This window comes from Nocardia sp. FBN12 (assembly GCF_054031145.1).
Map to the genome: position 1 here is coordinate 5,763,775 of NZ_CM132926.1, position 25,275 is coordinate 5,789,049.

Annotated in this window: 19 protein-coding genes; 8 read left to right on the forward strand and 11 right to left on the reverse strand. The window is 69.1% G+C overall.

Translation table 11 applies throughout. The features are described 5' to 3' along the window. Window positions 1-45: 45 nt before the first annotated feature. From ACWZHB_RS27265 to ACWZHB_RS27275, 3 genes are all read right to left on the reverse strand, one after another. A complete protein-coding gene (locus tag ACWZHB_RS27265) occupies window positions 46-1,347 on the reverse strand; it encodes a DUF5685 family protein (protein WP_427904645.1) in 1,302 nt (433 codons plus the stop codon). Between the two features lie 113 nt (window positions 1,348-1,460). Further along, window positions 1,461-2,060, reverse strand: coding sequence for a TetR/AcrR family transcriptional regulator (locus tag ACWZHB_RS27270; protein WP_266294419.1), 600 nt, complete (start codon window positions 2,058-2,060; stop codon window positions 1,461-1,463). A gap of 86 nt (window positions 2,061-2,146) precedes the next feature. Next, the gene (locus ACWZHB_RS27275; protein WP_427904646.1) at window positions 2,147-3,325 is read right to left on the reverse strand and encodes a glycoside hydrolase family 3 N-terminal domain-containing protein; all 1,179 of its coding nucleotides are present in this window, start codon (window positions 3,323-3,325) and stop codon (window positions 2,147-2,149) included. 115 nt (window positions 3,326-3,440) lie between these two features. Between ACWZHB_RS27275 and ACWZHB_RS27280 the strand changes: the two genes are divergently transcribed. From ACWZHB_RS27280 to ACWZHB_RS27295, 4 genes are all read left to right on the forward strand, one after another. After that, window positions 3,441-3,908 carry a universal stress protein gene (locus ACWZHB_RS27280; protein WP_378920419.1) on the forward strand — a complete coding sequence of 156 codons (468 nt, stop codon included), beginning with the start codon at window positions 3,441-3,443 and terminating at the stop codon, window positions 3,906-3,908. A 66-nt stretch (window positions 3,909-3,974) separates the two neighbouring features. Next, entirely contained in the window at window positions 3,975-5,072 is a 1,098-nt protein-coding gene (locus ACWZHB_RS27285) for an isochorismate synthase (RefSeq protein WP_427904647.1), read from the forward strand. 66 nt (window positions 5,073-5,138) lie between these two features. After that, on the forward strand, window positions 5,139-5,309 hold the full coding sequence (locus tag ACWZHB_RS27290; protein WP_022566695.1) for a DUF2613 domain-containing protein: 171 nt from the start codon (window positions 5,139-5,141) through the stop codon (window positions 5,307-5,309). After that, window positions 5,290-9,765, forward strand: a complete 4,476-nt coding sequence (locus ACWZHB_RS27295) for an alpha-(1->3)-arabinofuranosyltransferase (RefSeq protein WP_427909310.1) — start codon at window positions 5,290-5,292, stop codon at window positions 9,763-9,765. Before ACWZHB_RS27290 ends, ACWZHB_RS27295 begins: the two co-directional genes overlap by 20 nt. A 7-nt stretch (window positions 9,766-9,772) precedes the next feature. Here the strand turns inward: ACWZHB_RS27295 and ACWZHB_RS27300 are convergent, their stop codons facing one another. Next, entirely contained in the window at window positions 9,773-10,954 is a 1,182-nt protein-coding gene (locus tag ACWZHB_RS27300; protein ID WP_427904648.1) for an acyltransferase family protein, read from the reverse strand. 146 nt (window positions 10,955-11,100) lie between these two features. Here ACWZHB_RS27300 and ACWZHB_RS27305 point away from each other — a divergent pair, with 146 nt between their 5' ends. After that, window positions 11,101-12,291 (forward strand): DUF3068 domain-containing protein, encoded by a 1,191-nt coding sequence (locus tag ACWZHB_RS27305; RefSeq protein ID WP_427904649.1) that lies wholly within the window; start codon window positions 11,101-11,103, stop codon window positions 12,289-12,291. Between the two features lie 68 nt (window positions 12,292-12,359). On the opposite strand, the gene ACWZHB_RS27310 is transcribed toward ACWZHB_RS27305, so the two are convergent. Next, a complete protein-coding gene (locus ACWZHB_RS27310; protein WP_427904650.1) occupies window positions 12,360-13,583 on the reverse strand; it encodes a polysaccharide biosynthesis protein in 1,224 nt (407 codons plus the stop codon). A 293-nt stretch (window positions 13,584-13,876) separates the two neighbouring features. On the opposite strand from ACWZHB_RS27310, the gene ACWZHB_RS27315 reads away from it, so the two are divergent. Further along, entirely contained in the window at window positions 13,877-15,850 is a 1,974-nt protein-coding gene (locus ACWZHB_RS27315) for a hypothetical protein (RefSeq protein ID WP_427904651.1), read from the forward strand. Here ACWZHB_RS27315 and ACWZHB_RS27320 read toward each other — a convergent pair. Next, a complete protein-coding gene (locus tag ACWZHB_RS27320; protein ID WP_427904652.1) occupies window positions 15,819-16,985 on the reverse strand; it encodes a glycosyltransferase family 4 protein in 1,167 nt (388 codons plus the stop codon). The two genes, ACWZHB_RS27315 and ACWZHB_RS27320, sit on opposite strands and share 32 nt — an antisense overlap. A 235-nt stretch (window positions 16,986-17,220) precedes the next feature. Between ACWZHB_RS27320 and ACWZHB_RS27325 the strand changes: the two genes are divergently transcribed. After that, window positions 17,221-18,021 (forward strand): class I SAM-dependent methyltransferase, encoded by an 801-nt coding sequence (locus tag ACWZHB_RS27325; protein ID WP_427904653.1) that lies wholly within the window; start codon window positions 17,221-17,223, stop codon window positions 18,019-18,021. On the opposite strand, the gene ACWZHB_RS27330 is transcribed toward ACWZHB_RS27325, so the two are convergent. Further along, complete coding sequence (locus ACWZHB_RS27330) at window positions 18,022-18,288, reverse strand: hypothetical protein (RefSeq protein ID WP_427904654.1); 267 nt, start codon at window positions 18,286-18,288, stop codon at window positions 18,022-18,024. A 241-nt stretch (window positions 18,289-18,529) separates the two neighbouring features. On the opposite strand from ACWZHB_RS27330, the gene ACWZHB_RS27335 reads away from it, so the two are divergent. Next, window positions 18,530-19,978: an aldehyde dehydrogenase gene (locus ACWZHB_RS27335; RefSeq protein ID WP_427904655.1), complete on the forward strand. Its 1,449-nt coding sequence runs from the start codon at window positions 18,530-18,532 to the stop codon at window positions 19,976-19,978. Window positions 19,979-20,029: 51 nt separating this feature from the next. Here ACWZHB_RS27335 and ACWZHB_RS27340 read toward each other — a convergent pair whose 3' ends face one another. From ACWZHB_RS27340 to ACWZHB_RS27355, 4 genes are all read right to left on the reverse strand, one after another. Next, entirely contained in the window at window positions 20,030-20,209 is a 180-nt protein-coding gene (locus ACWZHB_RS27340) for a hypothetical protein (protein WP_410871358.1), read from the reverse strand. A gap of 216 nt (window positions 20,210-20,425) precedes the next feature. Further along, a complete protein-coding gene (locus ACWZHB_RS27345) occupies window positions 20,426-22,255 on the reverse strand; it encodes a phosphoenolpyruvate carboxykinase (GTP) (protein WP_427904656.1) in 1,830 nt (609 codons plus the stop codon). A gap of 251 nt (window positions 22,256-22,506) precedes the next feature. Next, window positions 22,507-24,090, reverse strand: coding sequence for a hypothetical protein (locus ACWZHB_RS27350; protein WP_427904657.1), 1,584 nt, complete (start codon window positions 24,088-24,090; stop codon window positions 22,507-22,509). Continuing rightward, complete coding sequence (locus ACWZHB_RS27355; RefSeq protein WP_427904658.1) at window positions 24,077-25,186, reverse strand: hypothetical protein; 1,110 nt, start codon at window positions 25,184-25,186, stop codon at window positions 24,077-24,079. Before ACWZHB_RS27355 ends, ACWZHB_RS27350 begins: the two co-directional genes overlap by 14 nt. Between the last annotated feature and the right edge of the window lie 89 nt (window positions 25,187-25,275).

Sequence of the window (25,275 nt, forward strand, 5' to 3'; positions counted from 1 at the left end):
AGGCTCGCGCGGTCGGCGATTTCGCCACCGCGCGAGCCTTTTTCGTCAGCAGCTGCAATCGCAACCGCAGCTGTCGCAACCGCAACCGCTGCAGCAACCGTCCTCGCCGCAGCAACCACCGCAGCACTCACCGCAATCGCAGCAACTACCGCAATCGCAGCGCTTGGCCCAGGCATCCTTTTTCTCGCCGGTACACGGGCTGGTGTGGTCGAAACAGCAGGCCAGGCCGGTGCAATAGATGCCCATGACCACACCGAGCGTCTCGAGCGGACCTGGCCGGTTCGGTCGCTGTCCGGGCGGGGACGGGAATTCGTACGGCGAACGCTGTTGCGCCGTAGCGGAAGTGCGGCAGACGTGGCCGACCGCGATACCCAGACCCTTGCCGAGGTTTCGCAGCAGACTCGCCAGCGGATCGAGCAGCGCCCAGCGCACGGTCGGCAGCTGGTCGAGTTCGGCCTCGGCCGCGACCTGCCGAATGCGGGACTCGCTCTCGCGCAACAGATCATAGGCGCGGGGCATGTCGGTGCCGGTGGCCTCCAGCGGATTGAAACGGCCGCGTGCTCGGTCGCGCTCGAGGTCTTCGATGGCGTCGGCCAGATGGGCGATACGACCGACATGGCGTCCGATCTCCTGCAGGGCCGCAACGTTTTCCGGTCGACCGGCCAGCGTCGCGGTGTGACCGAAGAGAGTGGCGGCACAGAGCTGCGTCGGCCCGGTGAGTTCATCGAGAGTGATCACTTCGACCATCGACGGCGACAAATCCTGCCGTGCCCCCAGTGAATCGGACGCATCGATCGCAGCCGGAGGTGTCGGATCGGACGCACCAACGGCGGCCGAGACTGCGCGCAGTTCGGTCGACGACCGCGCCGCGCGCGCTTCCACAGCGCCCTGTGTGGCGATCGCCGCGAGCAACGGTGCTACATCGAGGCCGATCTGTGCGGCCTGCTGCTGCGCCCGTGCCGCCCAGGTGCCCGAAACCTTGCGCATCGGTCGGCGGGCGAAGGCGGAGGCGTCACCGTCCTCGACATGATCGCCAATCTTGGCCGCCCCCAGCAACAGTGACGCCGTGGCAGCCAGCTGCACCCCCGGCGCGTTCGCCGCGACCACCGAAGCGCGCTTCATCCCACGCAGCGGACACGGACCGGCGGTCGTACGCGCACCGGCCCCCGCCTGTGCCTCGGTGAGCACGCTGAGCACGATCGCATCGGTATTCGTCGCGGCACGGGCCAACTGGCCGTGCCCGTCACGCAGACCCAGACACAGCCCACACATATGTGCTTGCCACTGCCCCGGATCGATGCCGTATTTCGCCGCACCGTGCGCACACGGCTTCAACACACCGAACACTGATACCCCGTCTGCTGTAACGCCTGTCGAGCTCAGGCGCACATGGCCTGAGCGAAAGGCGCTCCGAACGCCTGACCCTGCACCCTCGCAGCCAGACGAGACGACCGCAACCGCTACTCGGCCTTCTTTCGACCGGCCAGACCGCGCCAGGCGAGATCGTCGAGCAGGTCGACGGCCTCCGCCACTTCGATCCGGCCGCTCGCGACCCGGTCGGCGATGGCCTCGCCCGCGCCGATCACCGCCGCGGCGACAACCTCGAAATTGGTTCCCGGGTCGGCGTTCTTGGCGCTGGATTCCAGCAGTTTCGCGGTGAGTTCGATGACGCGCTCACGGGCGTTGTCGATTTCGGAGGCGAAGGTTTGCTGCCCGATCGCCTGGCGGTAGAGGACCTGCCAGGACTGCCGATTGCGGTCGACGAAATCGAGGAAACCCTCGAGCGCGGTGCGGACCTGCTCGTGCGGGGTCAGCTGCGGGTTGCCCGCGGGCGCGACGGCCTCGATGAAACGTAAGCCCTCGCGCTGGATGCAGGCGCGGAACAGCTCGTCCTTGGAGCCGTAGTACAGGTAGAGCATGGGTTTGGAGATCTTCGCCTCGGCGGCGATGGCATCCATCGACGTGTCGTGGAAGCCCTTGCGCGCGAACACCTCGACGGCGGCATCGAGCATCTGCTGCTCACGAACCGCCCGGGGAAGTCGCTTGGTCCCGCCTGCCATCCACTCTCCTACCGCAGGGTGAACCACCTATCTTACTCCAAGGTAAGTTCACCCGCGCTCATTTGCCGCACAGTCGCCGGGAGCGATCAGCAGCCCAGCGCTACGCCCTTGTAGCGCGCCATCCGCAGCACGGAAGCGTCGACCCGGTCGGCGGGCAGTTTGCCACTAGCCACCGACTGTTCCAAACGGTCGAGCACCTGGGGCACCGCATCGGTGCTGATCCACAGGGCATTGTCGGCGCCGGCGACGAGGGTGGCCTCGACCGCGTCGGCGATGGACATGCGGGCGGTGATGGCGGCCATGCCGCTGAGATCGTCGGTGAAGATCGGGCCGTTGAACGGCGGGGCACCGTAGCCCTTGCCCTCACGCAGCAGCGACATCGCGGCCGGGCTGATGCTGGCGGGCACGTCGGGCTCGGTGAGGCCGGGGACGTCGAGGTGGCCGACCATCACCGCCGCGCCGGAGTTCACCAGGTCGCGGAACGGCACCAGGTCGGTGTTCTGCATCTGGTCGATCGGCGGGGTGGTGACGGCACCGGTGTGCGAGTCGCCGGAGCCGGAGCCGTGGCCGGGGAAGTGCTTGATGACCGAGCCGAGGCCCACTTCGTTGGACGCGCGAATGTAGGCGCCGGCGAATTCGGAGACGACCTTCGGGTCGTCGCTGAAGGAGCGATCACCGATCACGCTGTCGGCGGGCTGGCCGCTCACATCGACATCGGGCGCGAAATCGACGGTGATGCCGACATCCTTGAGCGCCTGCGACCTGGTCAGCGTGAATTGGTAGAACTGCTCGGGAGTCTGGGTCTGCGCGATCTCGCGGGCCGACGGCGCGGTGCCGATCACGTTCTTGGCGCGCGAGACACGCCCGCCCTCCTCGTCGATGGTCACCATCAGCGGCACCTTGGCCTGTGCCTTCACCGCGTCGAGGGCGGTCTTGTCCAGCAGGCTCGGATCGGTCCAGCTGCCGACGAAGATGCCGCCGACCTGCTCGGAACTCACCACATTCGACGCGTCCGCCGAACCGGTGATGCCGACCGTCAGCAGCTGGGCGAGCTTCTCGCGCTGGGAGAGTTTCGCGAGATAGTCCGCGCCGCAATCGTTCTGGACCGGCGTAGCCGATGGTGGCGCACCCGACTCGCCGGGAGCAGCCGAAGACGGGACCCCCGAGCTACTCGCCGCGGGCGTCGTCTCGGTCGACGACCCTCCCGAACAGGCGGTGGCAACGGCGGCGAGGACTGCGAACACGACCACAGGCGATTTCCGCATGCGCTCCACGGTAGCCCGCTCCCGGCGCGAACCCCACTACCGGAGTTCGGATTGATATACCCCTGACGGGGGTAACCTGAGGGAAAAGCCGCTCCGACCAGCGCAGGAGGTCGTCATGGCATGCGATCGGATGCTCATCGCCTACGACGGTTCCGAACACGCCAAACGAGCCATCGAGTACGCCGGGCGGTTCCTGACCGCCGAACGCGCGATTCTGCTCACCGCATGGGAACCGATGGTGCGCCAGGCCGCGCGCATCTCGGGGCTCGCCGGGGTGATGCAGCCGGACTGGGTGCCCGACGAGGAGGTGGAGGACATCGCCTACTCCGACGCCCGCAAGATCAACGCGGAGGGCGTGCACCTGGCGAAACTGGCCGGGATCGACGCCGAACCGCGCACCGCCGAGTGCACAACCACGATCTGGAACGCCATCGTGGACTGCGCCGATGAGCTCGATGTCGACATCATCGTCGCCGGTACGCGCGGGTCGACGGGGTTGCGGGCGCTGTTGCACAGCAGTGTGGCCGAGGCCGTGCTCAAGCACGGGCATCGGCCGGTCTTCCTGGTTCCACCCGAGCAGTAGCTCGACTGAGAGTTCGGTCGCTCCGCGGGTTCGGATCGCCGGCGGCGGCGTTATGGTCGAAGCACCATGAACGGATTCCTGCTCGCTCGACCCGACGCGGTGTTGCGCACGTCAGGGGTGCGCGCGAGCTATTCCGATCCGCGGCAGGCGGTCGAGGCGCTGCGTCAGACGACGGCCCCGAAGTTGATCGTCGGCGCGCTCCCGTTCGATCCCCGCGAGGCGGCCGCGCTCTGGCAGCCCGAGAGCGTGCTGCACACCGCGGGACCTTGGCGGCCCGCCGCGCTGCCGGAGTTGCCGGGCGTGCGGGTGGTAGCCGAGATGCCAAGTGCGGCAGAACATGTGGCCAGGGTGACGAAGCTGGTCGAGCAACTCGGTGACCCCGCGAACGACCTGCGCAAGGTGGTGGCCGCCCGATCGATAGTGCTCGAGGCCGACGCCCCGCTCGACCTCGATGTGCTGGCCGGACACCTGCTGACCAGGCATCCGAATGCATCCGTGTACGCGGTCGACCTGTCCGCGGCGGGGCGCGCGGGCGAGACGCTCGTCGGCGCGACGCCCGAAGTACTGGTCGCGCGGCACGGCGATCGGGTGAGCTTGCGTCCGCTGGCCGGCACGCTCCCCCGTCTCGCCGATCCCGCGGACGACGCGGCACAGGCGCGAGAACTGTTGTCCAGCACCAAGAATCATGCCGAACACGCATATGTGATCGACTGGATCCGCGAGCAGCTGACACCTGTCTGCGCGGAGCTGCGCATCCCCGACGCGCCCGAACTCCTCAGCACCGAACAGGTCTGGCACCTGGCCACGCCCATCCACGGCGTGCTGCGCGACCCGTCGACCACGGCCCTCGACCTCGCGCTCCGGCTGCACCCCACCCCCGCCGTCAACGGCACCCCGTTCGCCGCCGCACTCGACGCCATCGCCACCGACGAACCGTGGCGCGGGTTCTACGGCGGCGCGGTGGGCTGGTGTGGCGACGACGGCGACGGTGAATGGGTCGTGGCGATCCGCGGCGGCGAACTGTCGGCCGATCGGCGCGTCCTGCGAGCCAGTGCGGGTGGCGGGATCGTGGCGGCCTCCGATCCGCGGGCCGAGCTGGCCGAAACGACGGCCAAACTTCGCACCTTGCTCGGCGCCCTGCGTTGCGCGCTGCCCAACGACTGACCGAGGCCCGTACACCTGCTAGGTTGGCCCAGATAGGCCCCGACGTCGAGCGTATTGGAGTGCGCGATGAAGTTTGCTGTTCCGGCTGTTGCCAGCGCGGTCGGCGGCGCCCTGCTGAGCGCGATCGCCGTCTTCGCGATCACGGCAGCGGTGCAGCAGAACACGGCACCTTCGATCGACCGCAGCGGTGACAAAGACTCCTCGCTGCTCAACGCCCCTGAATACGGCAGCCGCTGAGGGAGGCGCCCGCGCGTCGCGCCCCGCATCGGGGCAACCGGACAAGGCGCCACTGAGTTGGCGCTGGCTCGTCGGCTCGGTAGTAGCCGCCTTCGTACTGACCTTCGCGCAGGCGCCCGGCCTCACCGTCGCCGACACCAAGTACGACCTCGCCGAGAACCCACTGGGGTTCCTCGCGCGGGCGTCGCATCTGTGGAACAGCCAGGCCACCATGGGCCAGGTCCAGAATCAGGCCTACGGCTACTTCTTCCCGCACGGCGCCTTCTTCTCCGCGGGCCACATTCTGCACCTGCCCGCGTGGGTCACCCAGCGCGTCTGGTGGGCGCTGCTGCTGCTCGCCGGGTTCTGGGGAATCGTCAAGCTGTGCGAAACGCTCGGCATCGGCTCGCGCGGGTCACGTGTCATCGCGGGCATCGCGTTCGCCTTGTCGCCGCGGGTGCTCACGACGCTCGGCTCGATCTCCTCGGAAACGCTGCCGATGATGCTGGCGCCGTGGGTTCTGCTCGCGCCTGCCGCACTCGGTGTGGCGATAAAGGGGCGCGTGGCTCGGGCTGGGTCGGACGACATAGATCGGACAGCCGACAGCGGAACCTCAGGCACGGCGGAGGTTCGCGACCCGGCCGGTGACGGGGCAGATCGTACGACGGCCGCGGATCAACAGAGCCGGGTCGCGTTTCGAGGTGGCCCACTCTCACCGGCCGGGAGTGCGCTAGCACTGGCGTTGATGGGGTCGGTGAACGCGGTCGCGACCGTGGCGGCGTTCCTGCCCGCCGCGCTGTGGTGGGCTTCCTACCGGCCGAATCGGCAGTGGTGGCGGTTTACCCGGGCGTGGATTCCGCTGCTGGTCCTTGCCACTTTCTGGTGGGTCGTGCCGCTGCTGTTGCTCGGGAAGGTGAGCCCGCCGTTCCTCGACTTCATCGAGTCGTCGGGGGTGACGACGCAGTGGGCCGCGTTGAGCGAGGTGCTGCGCGGGACCGACAGCTGGACGCCGTTCGTTTCGCCGGAGCGGATCGCCGGTGCGGTGCTGGTGACCCAGCCTGCCGCGGTGCTGGCGACCGGCTTGCTCGCGGCGGCGGGGATGGCCGGGCTCGCGCGGTCGTCGATTCCGTATCGGGGCCGGTTCGCGTTGATCCTGTGCGTGGGGCTGGCGGGGATCTGCGCGGGCTATGTCGGGACGCTCGGTGGGCCGTTCGCCGAATCGGTGCGGATCTTCCTCGACTCCGGCGGTGCGCCGCTGCGTAATGTGCACAAGCTCGAACCGCTGATCCGGCTGCCGCTGGTGGTTGGCCTTGCGCATCTGCTCGGTCGCGTCGCGCTGCCTGCCTCGGTGCCGATGCCGGTGTGGCGCAGCTCTTTCGCCCATCCCGAGCGTGATCGGGTCGTCGCGGTCGCCGCGCTGGTTCTGGCCGCGCTCACCCTCGCGACCTCACTGGCGTGGACCGGTCGACTCGCCCCGCGCGGTGCCTACGACCGGGTGCCCGCCTACTGGACCGACACCGCCGACTGGCTGGCCGCCAATGCCGCCGACACCCGCGCGCTGGTCGTGCCCGGCGCGCCGTTCGGCAGTCAGATCTGGGGGCTCACCCGCGACGAACCGCTGCAAGCGTTGGCGAAAACGCCGTGGGCCGTGCGTGATTCGGTGCCGCTGAATCCGCCGGGCACGATTCGCGCGATGGATTCGGTGCAGCGGCTGATCGCCGATGGCAGACCGTCGACCGGTCTCGCCGCCACCCTGGCCGACCAGGGCATCGGAATCCTGGTGTTGCGCAACGACTTGGATCCCGAGACCTCGCGCTCGACCCGGCCGATGCTGGCGCACCGCGCGATCGAAGGGTCGCCGGGGCTGACCAAGGTGACCTCGTTCGGGGCGCCCATCGGGCCGCGCGCGGCTGATGCGGGGCTGGTCGTCGACAACGATCTGCTGCCCGCCTATCCGGCGGTCGAGATCTACCGCGTCGACGTGCCACCGCCCGGCACACCCGTCGACGTGCGCAGCGGCACCGGCGCGCCACCCGGATTCCCCGGCGCTTACACCGTCCCGCTGGACTCGACGCCGGTTGTCCAAGGGGGGCCCGAAGTTCTCGAACGGGTGCGCCGAGATGGCGAGAACCCCACGGCGCCAGTGCTTCTCGAAGCCGATGCGCGGCGGGCCGGATTACCGCCGCGGCCCACACTGCTGACCGACACCCCGATGGATCGCGAGTCCGACTTCGGCCGGGTCGACAATCACAACTCCGCGGTCCGCGCCGCCGACGACGCGCGTCGCACCCACAATCTCGTCCCCGACTACCCGGTCGACGGCGCCGAACTCGTCCAGGGCGAATGGTCGGGGGCGAAGGTCACCGCGTCCAGCTCCGCCGCCGACGCCACCCAGATCGGCGGGGCGGCGCCCGGAAGTTCGACCGCGGCCGCCGTCGACGGTGACCCGAGTACCGCATGGATCAGCAACGGGTCGGAATCCGCTCTCGGGCAATGGATCCGGCTCGATCTCGACAAGCCGATCGCCAGCGGCTCGCTGCTGTTCACCACGACCGCGGCGGCGCTGGGCGACCCGGTGAAGTGGGTCGAGGTCCGCACCTCGCGCGGGACGGTGTCGGCCCGGATCACCGAACCCGGCGAACCCGTGTCCGTCGCGCTGCCCGCGGGCAAGTCCGACTGGGTGATGATCAGTGCCGCGCGCACCGAAACCGGTACGCGTGGTGGGCAATTCGGGATCAGCGAGCTCACCCTCGACGACTACTCCAACCGCGAAGCGCCGGTGCGTGTTGACATCCGGCACCGGGTGGTGCTGCCGGATCCCGCCCCGGGCACGATTGTCAACGGGTGGGATCTCGGACAGGAATTCCCCGGGCGCGGTAACTGTTTCGACGGTCCCGACCGCGTGCACTGCAGCAAGGGGCTCGGGCTGCCCGCCGAGGAGCCCGGCATCTTCGGGCGCACGCTCGCGGTGCCGGAACCGCTCACCGTCGGCACCGACCTCACCGTGCGCACCCGGCCAGGGCCCGCGCTGGAGGCCTTGCTCACCGACCCGACCCGGCCGGTTGCCCGTGGTCAGGCCGACGTCGCCGACCTGCGCGGCGCTGCCTTCGCCGCCACCGACGGCGATCCGAAGACCACGTGGACCGCACCCGAGTCCACCGTGCGTGAACCCGCTGGCGGCAAACCCACACTGGTGCTGGAACTTCCGGAACCGACTCTGGTGACCGGGCTCGACATCACCACCGCGCTCGGCGGCTTACCCGCGACGGCCACCTCCGTCGCGGTGAACATGGGCAACGGACCGCAGATCCGCGAGCTGCCCGAACGTGAGCACGGCGAACCGGCCCGAATCTCGCTGTACCCCACCGAAACCGACCGCATCGAGATCAGCATCCAGAGCTGGAACGAGGTGCTCGACCGCACCGCGCTCGGCTTCGTCCTCAGCCAGCCCGCGGGCCTGGCCGAAGTCGAAGTGCTCGGCCCCGACTACCCGGCGCACGCCCCCGGCGACCGGCTCATCACCATCGGCTGCGACGCGGGCCCGGTGATCGCCATCGGCGGACGCGCCGTGCACACCACGATCACCGCCACCGCCGACGAACTCCGCTCGGGCGCACCGGTTTCCGCGCAACCGTGCCCCGAAGACGCCGCCGACATCGAACTCCTCCCCGGCCACCCCGACCTCACCGTCGCCCCCACCGAACTCTTCACCGTCGACCGCATCCGCCTCCCCCGCACCGACCCCTACCCGGGCGCACCGCAGAGCCAGCCCAGCGCAACCGCACCCGGTGACGCCGCCGAATCCAGAGAGGCCCCGGCGACAACACCGACCAACTCCGCCGAATCACCCGAAGCCCCGGCGACGACACCAGCCGATACCGCGCCCGAGCCCGCAAATCCGGCGCCGGGCACTCAACTGCTGGTCCTGCCGCTGAGCACCAACGTCGGCTGGCAGGCGCACACCGCCGACGGGCGGGAACTCGCACCTCTCGTCGTCGACGGTTGGCAGCAGGCGTGGCTGATTCCGCCCGGGACCAGCGGCGAGATCACGGTGTCGTTCCCGGCCGACCGCTGGTACCGGCTGGCGATCTTCGGCGGACTGTTGCTGCTGATTCCCCTTGTGCTGCTCGCGATTCCCCGGCGACGCCCGCTGGTAGACACCGGGCCCGCACCGGTCACCTGGGGTGTCCGCTGGGTCGCGGCGGTCGGGCTGACCGGCGTGATCGCTGTCATCTCCGGACCGTTCGGCGCGGCGTTCACGCTGATCGCGTTGGGCTGCGGCTATTTCCGGCCCGCGATGACAGCGCGGACCCTGCCGTGGCTCGCGGGCCTCGGGACGCTGATCTCGGCGGCGGCCCTGTCGACCGGGACCTGGCGCTCGGGCACGGAGTACATGGGCGGCTCGCTCATGGCACAGGCGCCGGCCGTCATCGCGGTCGTCGCCGTCGGAGTAGCGGCGCTGCCACGCCGCCGTTGACCACGACTCAGCGCACCGACGAGATCGATTCCGACCCGCGTTCGACGCGCGCGGTGACCCGCCGATCCCAGCGCGCGGCCCAGCTGCGGGCCGGTTCCTCGATCAGGGCGAAGCTCGCGGCCGCGAGTGGGAGGGTCAGCGCGGTGGTCAGGATGATCACGTAGAGGAAGTGCCCGTTGAAGGGGACGATGCCGAAGACCGGGAAGACCACGGTGAGCACCACCAGGTGCCACAGGAAGATCCCGTAGGACCAGCGCCCGAGGATCGCGGCGGTTCTCGATTCCAGCCAGCGGTTGGTGGCGCCGGGCCGGCGGATCACCAGGGGGGCGAGCAGGCCGAAGCCGATGATCATGCCGAGCACCATCTTCATCGCGTACTGCCACGGTTGGGCGCGTTCGAGGCCGGCCGGGCCGCCGAATTCGGTCGCCGAGAGCAGGAACGCCGCCAGTGCCAGCGCCCACATCAACGGCTGATTCGACAGCAGGCGGGCCCATCGCACGTCCGGTCGCACCAGGTAGATCAGTTCCGCGAGAATCATGCCCGCCGCGAACCAGGGCAGGTAGCCGGGCAGCCAGTTGTCGGCGTGGATCGCGTCGGGCGTCGGGACGGGCCACAGATTCCACGTCAGAGACACCGCGACCAGCCCGCACAGCACCGGCACCCGCCACCGGGCCGCGGAACCGCGCAGTCGCACGACCAGCCATGCCAGCAGCGGCAACACCAGGTAGAAGGCCATCTCCACCGAAAGGCTCCACATCTGGGTGAGCCCATCGGTCAAGGTCAGCGGCACGAACACCTGCAGCAGAAACAGATTCGACACCCACACCCGCAGGTTCGCCGAATGCGCCGCGCCGGGCAGCAACACCAGCACGAACACCACGACCACCCAGTACGCGGGCATCACCCTGGCCACCCGGTGCAGCAGGTAGCGCGAGGTCCTCGGCGCGCGGCCGAGTCCGTGCGCGGCGGCCGCGTGCGGACGCCACAGCAGGAAACCCGACAGCGCGAAGAAGATCGCGACCGCCATATCGAAGCGTTCCAGGAGCGGGCCGAGGACCGGTGTCCGGCTCGTTCCGGTCTGGAACGCGACGTGGGTGACCAGCACACCGAGCGCCGCCATACCGCGCATCCCTTCGAGGGCGGGAATGAAGGTGCGCGGTGGCGGAACGGGGGCGGTGGCGGTCGTCATCGAGGTCCAGTCTGCCGTGTCGGCGATTTCCACGGCACAGCACCGCACCTTCGGGGCCTGGGCTGTTAGTGTCGGGGCTCACGAGCGCCTGTGGTGCAATACCAGACCAGTGGGCCATCCGTGTCCGAACGACGAGGAGAGTTTGCATGGCACTGAGTGCCGGTACCAGAAGAACGGTCGCCTGCGTGCTCGTGGGTCTGGGCGCGGCATTACTCGTCGCCGCGCTGATGATCCCCACCTACACGGTGAGCAAAGTCGCCAAGACTCCACTCGACCTCGAGATCACCACGATCGCGGAGAATCAGCCGGGCGAGGACAGCCTCGTGCTCGACTCCAAGTCGCTGACCTCCGGTGACGGTGCCGCCGTGGTCAACAAGGATGTGCCGCTGGTCTCCCAGCGTTTCGTCACCGTCGAGGAGCCCTCCGACGCCGACGAGATGACGCTGCAGGCCGGTCAGACGCTGCGGCGCACCGACGTGCAGGGCGACACCGGCCTGCTCACCGCCGCCATCGACCGCGTCACCATCTCGCGCACCACCGGCATGCCGGTCGACACCGACCCCAACGGGTCGATCGCGGTGACCGTGAACAAGGAAGGCAGCGTCATGGAGCCGGTGCAGCACACCGGCATCGGCTACCGCTTCCCGATCGGCACCGAGAAGAAGACCTACCCGTACTTCGACATCAACGTGCGTAAGTCCTTCGACGCGAACTTCATCGAAGAGACCGAGATCAACAGCATGAAGGTGTACCGGTTCCAGATGACCGCGCCGGTCTCCAGCACCTGGGACGTCGTGCAGTCGCCGACCAACCGGCTCACGCTGCCCGCCGCCAAGTGGGGCGTGGAGGGTGGCGACACCCCCGTCACCATGACGCGCTACTACACCAACGTGCGTGACCTGTGGGTCGAGCCGCAGACCGGCACCGTGATCAAGGGTGGGGAGTCGATCCACCTGTTCTACGCGCGTTCCGGGGACAAGCCCGAGGTGACCGCGCTGAAGTCGCACCTGGTGTTCGACGAGGCGACTGTCGAGTCGCAGATCGCGATCGCGAAGGAGAACACCGACAAGCTCTCGCTGTTCGGGCGTGTGGTGCCGATCGTGTTCGGCGTGCTCGGCGTGTTGGCGTTGCTGGCCGGGTTGTTCCTCGGACTCCGCGGAGGGAGCGCGCCGGCTCATGCGACTCCTCGGGGGTCGCGTCCGACGCCCGCGCCGTCGGCTGCGCCTGATGACACCGCGGCTACTCGGTGGGATGGGGACGACGCGCCGACTACGCAGTTCCCTCGTGGCGACTATGACGCTCCTACCGAGCAGATCGATATCGACAAGCGTCAATAGACGCACACGCTTCACGACAGCCCCGGTCTTCGGCCGGGGCTGTCGTGTTTTCCGGGCAGGCCGAGGTTTCAGTGCGGGACGGGGGCGGGGTGGGTCCGGGCTGCGCGCAGGACTACGGCGGCGACGATTGTGGTGGTGACCGCGGCTACGGAGACGGCTGTGGTGATCAGCGATTCGATGGTGCGGGCGAAGATGAGCATCAGGGTGATCTCGATGGCAAGGCCGATCCAGGTGACAGCGGCCAGGGCGGTGCGTTCGACGGCGATCGCTGACAGCAGAGCGCCCTGCAGAACCGCCAGGATCGCGCCGTGCAGCGCGAACAGCCACAGCATGCCCTGAATAGGGGCGTAGTCGGCACCGGCGAACAGGGGCGCGAGGGGGGCCGCCAGCGCGGCGCCGAGCACCGCGACCACGCCGATCACCGAGAGCACCGAAAGGGCGTCGCGGATCGCGCGAGCCGAATGGGTGGGCTGGGCCATCCGGGGATACAGCACGACGCCGACTGCTTGGGGTAGCCAGAACGCGATCTTGGTGGCGATGGTGCCCAGTGAATAGCGGCTCGCGTCGACCTCGTCCAGGACGATGCGGACCACGATCAGGTCGACCGAGGACAGCGCCATCAGCGCGGCTTGCACCTGGACGGCACGCAACACCGGCAGCACACCGACGGACTCGGCACGCTCGCGCGGCGCCGCACGGCCTTCCTCCTGCGTCAGGTCTGGCCTGGACGTCGATCGGAGCGCGGGTTCGTGCGTGCCCGCAGATTGATCCGTGGCTTGCGATCGGGCTATCCGACCGGCGATGAGCGCGGCACCGACGATGCCCGCCGCACCAGCCCACAACGCACCGGCCGCACCGCCGCCGAGGGCGAGCGCGAGCAGCGCAGGTGCCACCCGCGCCGTGCCCGCCATCGCGAGCACGGTGGCGAGCGCACGGAAGTGGTTGTCACCCTGCAGGATTCCCTGCTCGCCCGAGAGGATCACCAGCGCGGGTGCCGCACCGAGCGCGGCGGCCGCGGCCCACACGCCGACGTTCAGCACCCCGGCCACGACCGGAATCAGCACCACCGCGACCGCGGCGACCAACGCGGCGCACCGCCACATCATCGCCCGCACCGCCCGCGAGGACGCGCCGCGCACCACCTCCCTGGCGACCACGTTCTGCATGGCAAGGGCAGGGACGGCGCACAACAACTGCACCGCGAGCAAGCTCGCGAACTCGCTGTATCCCTCGACCCCCAACCAGCTCGCCGCCAGCAATTGCAGCAGGTAGCCGGCGACGTTGGCGGTCATCGCGCCAGCCGTGACCCAGGTCAGATCGGCAACGACAGGGGGGCGACGGACTGAGGACACGCCTCATCGTCGCACCTCACTGTGTTCGCCATCACGCCTACCCCGAAAATGTGAGTCCGCACGGACTCACCTCGAGCGGCTCCGCCGCGCGCAACGCCGCGACCACTGGCGTCATCGCCCGATCGGCGGGCTGCCGATCAGTTTTCTGACCGGATTCGCGCGAAGCGGGCGATTACGCCGGCGCAGGGGCTGTTCGACCCTGATGATGACAGAACGTAAGGTCCACTGACGTGATGAGTAGTGGGCGGGCAAGGGCCTTGGTGGCCGGATACTGCGCGCTTCTCACGGCGATCATCGTCGGTCCACTCGCCGGGTCGGGCTACCTGCTGCTGCGCGACGCGGTGAGCACCCCGCGCTCGTACCCCACCGATTCAGCGCTCGGCCTCGGCGCCGCCGCCCCGCGGGCCGTCCCCCAGGACGCGCTACTCGCCGCGCTCTCCCCGGTCGTCGACGGCGGAATTCTCGTGAAGGCGATCCTCATCGTCGCGCTGTGGTCGGCCGGGTACGGCGCGGCAGCGCTCGCCCGACGCTTCGTTTGCGCCGCCACCGGCGCGCAATTGGTCGCCGCGACCCTCGCACTGTGGAATCCCTTTGTCGCGGAACGCCTTCTGCAAGGACATTGGAGCCTGCTCGCCGGTTACGCTGCCCTCCCCTGGGTCGCCCTCGCCGCCACGCGCATCCGAACAGCAACCAACGACGCACACAGCGCGCACCCACCCCGTGGCACCGGCACTGTCGGCAGCTCGCGGGCATCCGAGCGCACCGACTCTGCCGAGCCGTCGAAGGCATTCGAGCGCACCGACTCCGCCGACGAGGCGGTCGCGGCCCGGCGCTTCGGGTTGGCTTGCCGCAGTGGATCTCTCGGTGGTTGGGCCGCCCTGACGGCGAGCTTCGCCGCGGCCGGGTTGACCCCGACCGGTTCGCTGCTGGCCGCTGTCATCGGGCTGGCGCTGATCGGGCGACGGGCATTTCTCCCCGCCGTCGTGCTCTGGATCGCGACCTGCGCGCCCTGGCTGACCGCGACCGCGCTCGGATCGGGGGCCGAACCGTCGGACCCGGCCGGGGTATCAGCGTTCGCGGCACGGGCCGAGCCGTGGCTCGGCACGCTCGGCAGCCTCGCCGGGCTGGGCGGGATCTGGAACGGTGAGGCCGTACCCGCGAGCCGTACGACCCCACTCGCCCTGGTCGGCACCGTATTACTGCTCGCCATCGTCGCCTGCGGAGTGCGCGCGGTGTGGGCGCTGGGGCGTGACGGGCGAGCGTTGCTGGTGATCGCGGCGGTGGCGATCGTGCTGCCCGCCCTCGGCGCGACCAGCTGGGGGCTGGCCGCCGGGGAATGGTTGGTGGTGCACGTTCCCGGCGCCGGATTGCTCCGGGATACGCAGAAATACGTGGCATTGGCGATGCCCGCGTACGCGCTGTGCGCGGCCGCCGCGTGCCGAACCGTCACCGAAGCGGCCCGCCGAATATCGGCGCACGACGCGAAGAATCCAGGTGTTGCCGACGAGCGCCAGTCTGTTCACGCTACTCAGACCGGATTTCGTGCCGCCGCAATCCTTTTCGTTCTTCTGCTCACCCTCCCGCTGGCCGACCTCGCCTGGGGAGTCGGCGGCGCCATGCGTCCCGTCCACTACCCCGCCGGCTGGCAGCAGGTCGTCGACCACATCGATGGTCCCGGCGATATCGCCGTTCTTCCCGCCGGGATGTTCCGCCGATTCCCTTACAGCGGAGCAGTTCCCGTCCTCGACCCCGCTCCCCGCATCCTCCCCAGCGACGTCCTGCAAACCGGCGAACTCCGAGTCCGCGGCTACGCGGTGGCCGGCGAGGGCAACCGCGCCCGCACAGTCGAGCAAGCACTGCTCGAAGGCGCCCCGGCCAGCGATCTAGCAGCTCTCGGCGTCGGCTGGATCCTGATCGAGCGCACCACCCCCGGGCCCCTCGGCAGCTCCGAAAACACCCTCGCCACAGCCGAATTGACGTTCCAGGACAAGGACCTGGCCCTGTACCGGATTTCCTCCCCCGCGCTTCTCGACACCGCCACCCCGTCCCAGCGCCGAGTCTCCGCCGCGGCCCACCTCCTCTGGGCGATCCTGCTCCTCACCGGACTGATCGCCGCGGCACTGCGCCCGGACCGCACGGGCAGGCGGATCGAGCGGCAGCCGGTAACCGAGTCGGCTAGACCCGGGCCGGGGAGACCAATCCGCTGACGTTGCGCCCGCGGGCGGCCGCCGCGAGGACTTCGTAAACACCGGCGCCGGTCTGTTCCCAGGAGAACTCGCCTGCTCGGGCGCGGGCCTTTTCGCCCATGACCAGCCGGGTCTCGGGGTCGGCGAGGAGCTCGGCGGCGGCGGCGGCGAGGGCGGGAGCGTCGTCGACGAGCAGGCCGGTGACGCCGTCGACGATGGAGTCGGTAAGGCCTCGGGAGCTGCGGTAACCGATCGTGGGGACGCCGTGCTGAGCGGCTTCGATGACGGCCAGGCCCCAGCCTTCCTTGCGCGAGGGCATCACGTGGACCCAGGCGGTCGAGAGGATCTCGTGTTTGCGGCGTTCGTCGACGTGGCCGTGGAAGGTGACAGCCTCGGCGATGCCGAGTGCGGCGGCGCAGTCGCGCAGGTTGGGCGCCCACCAGCCGTCGCCGATGACGTCGAGGTGCACGTCGGGGAAGCGTTCGCGCAGGTGGGCGACGGCGGTGAGCGCGTCTTCGATCTGCTTGTGCGGTACCAGCCGCGAGAGGACCGCGATGCGGGGATGGGTGGCGCGGGTAGCGTCGGCGCCGGGGACGACCTCGTCCGGGACCGGTTCGGCGCCGTTGCGGACCACCGCGATGCGCTCACGGTCCACACCGAGCACCGACAGCTCCTCGGCCGAGGGCAGCGAGACGGTGAGGTACTGATTGTCGCGGTGCACGCGCGGGGACAGCGTGGATTCGATCCACCAGCCGATCCGCCCGACCAGGCGACCGGCCACCGGCCACTGCTCGCGGTGCCCGTGATGAACCAGCACCACCGAGGGCACGCCCGTGGCGGTGGCGAAGAAGGGAATGCCGTTCTGGGTGTCGATCACGACATCGGGACGCAGGCCCTTCAGTGGGCCGAAACCGAGCCGACCGGCCACGATGGCGGCCAGCGCGCGGGGATACACGGTAAAGCGCCCACCCGCGCGACTGATGTCGATCCCGTCGATCCGCTCGCGCTTCGGCGCACCGGGATACCCGGCCGTCCGTAGGGTGACCTTGATGCCACGCGCGGCCAGCTGCGCGCCGACCTGCTCCAGATACCGCTCGCTGCCGCCACCCTGTGGGTGCCCGGTGTCACGCCAGCAGAGTAGGAGGACTTCACGCACGGTCGGGTCTCGCAATCGGTTCGGTGGCAGACAAACGTCGGCCCCCACCCTAGCGGGTGTGCTCCACGCAACACGCTCGTATCGCCAGCCCCCGCCCAGATCGCGCGATGACACCCCGGAGGCCGACCGATCACGCCCGCTTCCGGACGTGGAGACCCTCGCTTATCGCTGGTACCGGGCTCCAACTCACCCCACACCTCACGGACCGGAACGGGCTCCCAATAAACTCCTGCCCGTGTCGACCGCCACCCAGCCGAGAACCGAGCAGCCCGTCGCGCGCCGTGACCGATCCAGGTTCGCGCGCCGCGCCACCCTGCGCCGCTCGCTGCGCCTGCTCACGAGCTTCCGCTTCGAGCAGACCGACCCGGCGCGCTTCTACGGCGGCATCGCCACCGACAGCGCCGAGCTGATCAGCGACTTCTACGCCGACATCACCGGTCGCGACCTCACCGGCACCGTGGTGCTCGACGTCGGCGGCGGACCCGGCTACTTCGCCGACGAGTTCACCGCGGTTGGCGCGCGCTATGTGTCGGTGGAGCCGGACCCGTCGGAGATGCACGCGGCCGGGCTGCGGGTGTCGGGCTCGGTGCGCGGATCGGGGATGGCATTGCCGTTCCGCGACAACGCCTTCGACGTCTGCTTCTCCTCAAATGTCGCCGAGCACGTGCCGCAGCCGTGGCTGATGGCGGACGAGATGGTGCGGGTGACCAAGCCCGGCGGCCTCATCGTGTACTCGTACACGGTGTGGCACGGGCCCTTCGGTGGTCACGAGACCGGCCTCTGGCATTACGTCGGTGGCGAGTTCGCGGCCCGCCGGTACCGGCGCAAGCACGGACACGAACCGAAGAACAGGTTCGGCCGATCACTGTTCGCGGTGACGGCAGCTGACGGGTTGCGCTGGGCGGCAACGACTTCAGCCGACGTGCGGACCATTTTCCCGCGCTACCACCCGCGGTGGGCCTGGTGGCTCGTCCGAGTTCCGGTGATCCGAGAGCTACTGGTCAGCAACTTGGTAGTGGTGGCGACCAAGGACTGATCAGGCCAGCCAGCTCAAGCGCCGCGACCTCCGAATCGGCTCGGGTAACACCCTGACCCACGGCGATTCCTGAATCGCCAGGCCAACGGTCTCCAGCGTGGTCAGGCCGACCTGATCGGCCAGCGCGCCGACCATCGCAACCGCCTCAGCGGCCTGGATGGCGGCAGTCGCCTGCTCGATCGTGAGTGTGCGGCCCGGCAGGAATGAGACAACCCATCCGCCGCTACCCACACTTTTCGCTTGATGGTCGGTCTGGTCGCTGGTCATCAACGATCGGCCGATCACTTGCACAGCCATGCGTCGGTCTCCCCAATTCGCTGTTAATGTCCGATGAATCGAGCGAGCTGATCAGTAGCTAAAGCATCCACCTTTCACCAGCGGAACGCAATAGTGCGTTTCCCCGAAAAGCGAACCGACAGGTTGGAATTCACAATCTTCACAGTCGTTGCGCCGCAGCGAATTAGAACAGGTTGCAGACAATTCGCCCGCAAAACTGTAACGTGTTCTTATGCACTACGACAGTCTGTTCATCGGCGGGAAGTGGACCACCCCGGCCGGTAGTGACCGCATTTCGGTGGTCTCCCCTGCAACGGAGGAGACCGTCGGCAGCGTGCCGGCGGTAACGAACGCCGATGTCGACGCGGCGGTCGCCGCCGCGCGCGACGCGTTCGACAGCGGGCCGTGGCCATCGACGCCGCCACTGGAACGAGCGGAGGTACTCGGCAAGGTCGCCCGGCTGATCGAGCAGCGTTCGCCGGAATTGCTCGCCGCGCTCACCGCGGAGATGGGTGCGCCGACGTTAGCGGCCTTGACACTCAACCAGATTCCGGCCGTCGCGGCGTTGGACGCGATCGTCGAACTCGCGAAGACGTTCGCCTGGAACGAGACTCGAGTCGGCCTGTTCGGAACCTCGCGTGTGTCACGGGAACCGCGCGGTGTGGTTGCCGCGATCACCGCCTGGAATGTCCCGTTGTTCCTCGCCGCGAACAAGCTCGGACCCGCGTTGCTGGCCGGCTGCACCGTGGTACTCAAGCCATCGCCGCTGACTCCGTTGACCGCGAACATTCTCGCCGACATCTTCACCGAGGCGGGCCTGCCCGACGGCGTGCTCTCGGTGCTGCCCGCCGAAGCCGAGGCCAGTGAGTACCTCGCGGGCCACCCCGGCGTCGACAAGGTGACCTTCACCGGCAGCACCCCGGTCGGCCGGAAGCTGGCCGCGCTGGCCGGTGAGCAGCTCAAGACGGTGTCGCTGGAGCTCGGCGGCAAGTCGGCCGCGATCGTGCTGCCCGATGTCGACCTGGCCGCGAGCATTCCGGTGCTCGCGTTCTCCGGGCTGATGAACAGCGGTCAGGGGTGCGTCGCGCAGACGCGAATTCTCGCGCCGCGCAGTCGCTATGACGAGATCGTCGACGCCCTGGTCGCGCACGTGAAGACCATGCAGACCGGTGACCCGACCGATCCCGCGACCCAGCTCGGCCCGCTGATCAGCGAAAAGCAGCGCGACCGGGTGGAGAGCTACATCGCCAAGGGCAAGGCAGAGGGTGCTCGGCTCGTGCTCGGCGGCGGCAGGCCCGATGGCGTGGAGCGCGGCTGGTTCGTGGAGCCGACGATCTTCGCCGACGTCGACAATTCGAGCACCATCGCCCAGGAGGAGATCTTCGGTCCGGTGCTCTCGGTGATCCCGTACGAGACCGAGGACGAGGCCATCGCGATCGCCAACGACTCGGACTACGGGCTCGCCGGTTCGGTGTGGACCACCGATATCGAGCACGGCGCCGAGGTCGCGGCCCGGATCCGCACCGGTACCTTCGCGATCAACTGGTACGCCTTCGACCCGACCGCACCGTTCGGCGGCTACAAGAACTCCGGCATCGGCCGCGAGAACGGCCCCGAAGGCCTCGACGCCTTCTGCGAGCAGAAGTCCGTCCTGATGCCGATGGGCTGGACCGCCGAGTAGTCCGAGAATGCGCACGCACACCAACGCGTGCGCATCACTCTGCCGGACTTCCTAATTCTCCGGCATCAGTACCCGGAGGACAGGCTGCGCGGCTACCTCACCCCGGGCAGGTAGGTCGACGACCTCGACCCGCCAGCCCGGGGGCAGCACCCGCTCCAACCGCCCAGCCACTCGCTGCAGGGGCGTGCTCGAATAGGTGTCGGACTCGAATCCGGTCACCAGATCGGTCATGCGTCAAACCACCTCTCAGCGTTCTCGTGGCGGTGCAGGAGTCTCGCGGGGGTTCAGCTCGAGAGGAAATATAGGCGACAGTTGCGCCGACGCCACCAGCGACTCTCTGACATCGACAGATGTACCCATAAAGAGACCGCGGAAATCGTCCGACGAACTGGGAGCACAAAAAAACCGCCCGTACCGAGAGGTACGGGCGGTTCTGTGTTCGGGGGATCAGCCCAGGCGCTCCTTGAGTGCCTCGAACTCGTCACGCACGCCCGAAGGCAGCTTGTCGCCGACGAACTCGAACCATTCCTCGATCGACGGGATCTCCTTGCGCCACTCGTCGGCGTTCACCGCGAGCGCCTCGTCGACGTCGGCGGCGACCACGTCGAGGCCGTCCAGGTCGAGATCGGCAGCCGAGGGCACGTTGCCGACCGCGGTGGCCGTGGCGCCCGAGCGGCCTTCGATGCGGCCGACGATCCACTCCAGCACGCGGGAGTTCTCACCGAATCCGGGCCACAGGAAGCGGCCGTCGTCGCCACGACGGAACCAGTTGACGTAGAAGATCTTCGGCAGCTTGTTCGCGTCGGCGTTCTTGCCGAGGTCGATCCAGTGGTTGAGGTAGTCGCCCACGTGGTAGCCGAGGAACGGCAGCATCGCCATCGGGTCGCGACGGACGGTGCCGACCTTGCCCTCGGCGGCGGCGGTCTGCTCCGAGCCCATGGTGGCGCCCATGAACACGCCGTGCTCCCAGCCGAACGACTCGGTCACCAGCGGAACAGTGGTCTTGCGGCGACCGCCGAACAGGATGGCCGAGATCGGCACGCCCTGCGGGTCGTCCCACTCCGGCGCCAGGGTGGGGCACTGCGACATCGGGGTGCAGTAGCGCGAGTTCGGGTGCGCGGCGTGGCCCTCGGACTCGGGGGTCCAGTCGTTGCCCTTCCAGTCGATCAGGTGCTGCGGGTCGCCTTCGAGACCCTCCCACCACACATCGTTGTCGTCGGTCTGGGCGACGTTGGTGTAGACGGTGTTGCCCGCGTCGATGGTGGCCATCGCGTTGGGGTTGGAGCTGTGGTTGGTGCCCGGCGCGACGCCGAAGAAACCGAACTCCGGGTTCACGGCGTAGAGCTGGCCGTCCTTGCCGAAACGCATCCAGGCGATGTCGTCGCCCAGGGTCTCCGCGCGCCAGCCCGGGATGGTCGGCTGGATCATCGCGAGGTTGGTCTTGCCACAGGCGCTCGGGAACGCGGCGGCGATGTAGTAGTTCTTGTTCTCGGGCGAGATCAGCTTGAGGATCAGCATGTGCTCGGCCAGCCAGCCCTCGTCGTGGGCCATCGCCGAGGCGATGCGCAGCGAGTAGCACTTCTTGCCGAGCAGCGCGTTGCCGCCGTAGCCCGAACCGAAGGACCAGATCTCGCGGTCCTCGGGGAAGTGGGTGATGTACTTGGTGTCGCTGCACGGCCACGGCACGTCGGCCTGGCCCTCGGCGAGCGGCGCGCCCACGGAGTGCAGCGCCTTCACGAACGGACGATCGGTGCCCAGCTTCTCCAGGGCGGCGGCGCCCATGCGGGTCATCACGCGCATCGAGACGACCACGTACTCGGAGTCGGTGATCTCCACGCCCAGCTTGGGGTCCTCGGCGCCGAGCGGGCCCATGCAGAACGGCACCACGTACATGGTGCGGCCCTTCATCGAGCCGCGGTACAGCTCGGTCATGGTGGCGCGCATCTCGGCGGGGTCGACCCAGTTGTTGGTCGGGCCGGCGTCGGCCTCGGTCTTGGAACAGATGTAGGTGCGCGATTCGACGCGGGCCACATCGGAGGGATCGGACAGCGCGAGGAAGGAGTTCGGCTTCTTCTTCTCGTCGAGCTGCTTGAAGGTGCCCGCCTCGACCAGCTGCGTGGTCAGGCGATCCCATTCCGCGTCGGAGCCGTCGGCCCAGACCACGCGGTCGGGGGTGGTGAGCTCTGCGACTTCCTGTACCCAGGCGAGCAGTTCACTGTGCTCGGTCGGCGCCTTGCCGTCGGATCCACGAAGACCAGGAATGGTCGCTGAGGTCATGAAAACTCTCCTGAGATGGGCGGTTGTTCGATCCATCGATCGCCACCATGGGCGGGTAAGGCGTCCGCCGAGACCAACCGTCGCACAACCCCGAGAGACGGCTGAGAAAAGGCCGTACACGGACGATGGCCGCGCATCGACTGGCAAGAGCGGACGCCCAGGTTCCTGCCTCCAGGTTAACGCGATATGACGACCGATACGGCATCGGGCTCCCTAACGGGTACCCATAGGTGTATCAGTCAATCCCGCGCTCACAGTTGATCGAGTGTGGCGATGTCGCGCTCGCACGCGGTCAGCTGCGCGGGGCGCTCCGCGACGAGCCTGCGCGCGAGCGCGTCGAGCTCGGTGACACGCCTGTCGACGGCGATCGCGCGGGCGGTCGATTCGCGCACCACGTGCTCGGCCAGCTCGGCCTCGATGTCAACCAGCACCGCCGCGACACGCTGCTCGAGCTGGGCTTTGATGTTCACCAACGCTTCGGAGACCCACTGCGACATGTGGTTGCGCTCGGCGAGCTGGCCGCGGGCGCGCACCACCCAGGCGGCCGCGCCCGCGCCGAGCAGCAGCGTCACCGGGACGCTCGCCACATCGAGTGTCGGCACCAGCGACAGCGGCGCCACGATCAGCCTGCCGAGGCCGACACCGGCCGACGCGCCGAGGGCGATCATGAGGTGATCTTCGACACCACGGTGCCGCTTGCCGGGATCTGGACCGACCCGGGGCGCCGGATCGCGCCGGCGGGCGGTCGGTGCGGCGGTGCCGATGCGGCGGGCGGCTTCGATGACTCGATCGTCGATCACGGCGTCGACCGAGGCCGAGAGTTCACCGGCCGCCTGCTGGAGTCGCTGGGGATAGGCGCGTAGCTCGGCGCGGTCGCAGCGGTCGAGTTCGGCGCGGGAACGGGTGTGCAGCGCGCGCACCATCGAGCCGAGTTCGGCGGTCAGGTCGACGCGGGCGAGCTGGACCTGGCTGCGCACGGCGGCCAGCCCGGCCTGACGGCCGCCGTCGCGCTCGGCGGCCAGGCCGATGCGTTCCTCCCGGATCCGGGCGGTGTCAGTGCCGGAGCGCAGGGCGGTGATCTGCTCGTCGATTCGCGCCCTGGTGTCGGCGAGGACCCGGGTGCGCACGGCGGTGCGGCGCTGAGCGCCGTCGGCCGGTCCCTTCGCGGTGGCGGCGGCGAGGGTGGCGTGCAGTCCGGCGACGCCGGAGCGGTCGAGCAGGGCGGAGTCGTCGGCGGCGCGGGCCGCGGCGGACATGCGGGCCGAGACGGCGACGATGTCGAGGTCGGTGATGCCGCGGGCGGCGAGCAGTTCGAGGTTGCGATCGCGGGTCGCGCGCCAGTCCTGATAGGCGTGAAAGCCGTTCATGGCGAGCAGGATTCGCCGGTCGGCGGCGCGCAGGCGATCGATCAGGGCGAACATGTCCGCGCCGAGGACACTGCCCGCGTCGAAGAGGATGAGCGCCGCGGCGGGTTCGGTACCCGAGGTGGGATCGGCCAGGTCGATATGGGGTTCGAAGCGCGCGAGTTCGGTGCGGAGCAGGGTGGTGTTGGCGTCGTCGGGGGCATAGAAGTCGACAGTGGTGCCATGGCCCGCACCGGCCATCGCCCGCAGCAGTGCGGCGCCCTGGGGATTCCACCGTTCGATCACCGCGTCTACCGCAGGCGAGAGCGCGTTCGGATCGTCGATCGGCGAACGACCGGACGCGGCGCCCGGATCGTCAGCTCTGTCGCCCTGCTCCTCGTCGGCCGTACCGTGATCCGCCGAGGTGCTCGGATCGCCGGTGCCTCGCGCGTCGGCGGCCGAACCTGGATCGGGGGCCTCAGAGTCCGGCACTGGACATCCGCTCCCAGGCTCTGACATAGCCGTTGTGGACGCGAAGGGCAGCGCGGCGGGCGGCGGGGGGCATATCGCTGGACACCACGGCACGCCAGCGGGTGGCGCGGGCGAGTGCCTCGTCGGCGTCGGCGGGCGAGGGTGACGGGTAGCCGGCGGCCAGGTGCGAGACCTGCGGGCAGGCCAAGCCGGCGCACAGTCCGGCCCAGAGCGCTTCGTCACCGGCGAGGTAGTGCTCGATCTGTTCGCGGGCGCGCCCACCGTCGCCGGGGACCGCGCGGGCCGCCAGCCGGATCAGCTGGTCGAGCAGTTCGCCGCCGCGTACCGCTTCCACCTGCTCGTACCGGCGGTGGACCAGCTTGTGCAACGGGTCGATCCCGCTCGCGGAGTGCAGGATCTGGATGAGTGCCGACGCGGGCAGGTCGGGATCGGCGCGCAAGGCCGACAGCGCGCAATCAACGCCGTAGAGATCCCAATTGGCGATCAGGCGCCTGCGCGCGTCCTGGTCGGAACCGCTGCCGATGAACAGATCGGCCGCCAGCACCGAGGGCACATCGGGGCCGACGGCGAGCCTGCGCAGATCGCTCAGATCGTCGGCGCTCACCGCTCCCGCCCTGGTCCGGGCGGCGACAGACGCGACGATCGGCACGATCGGCAGGCCGATTTCCTGCGCGTGCCGCTGCGCCGCGGCCACGGCCTCACCCCAGCGCGCGCCGACCGCGTCGGCCTTGTTGAGCACGACAAGACCGCGACCCTTCGGCACGGTGGCGAGCAGGCGATAGTCGGCGGCCTGCGGCGCACCGGCCAGCACATAGATGACCAGATCACCGTCGAGAACCGGATCGGGCGACTCGGGCTGATCGACCGGCGAGGTCTCGTGCGCGGACAACAACGCGAGCGCGGCGAGCACGGTGGTCCGCCCACTGAGCGCACGCCCGGTGATCTGGATGCGCAGCGGACGTCGACGCCGCGCGGCCGCCGCGGCGAGCTGTTCGGCGATCGCCGGATCACCGCCCCGACCTGCACCGAGGCGCGAGATCAGCTCGTCGAGCTGGTCCGCGGGCCGTGTCTGTGCGAATTCGGTGGCTGTCGACATTCTGCACACCCCCTTTTCGGAGGGCATTCTGTCAGATCCGCGCCGAGCGGGGGCTCGGCGAACCCACTGCGCGACCTGGCAGATCGGCG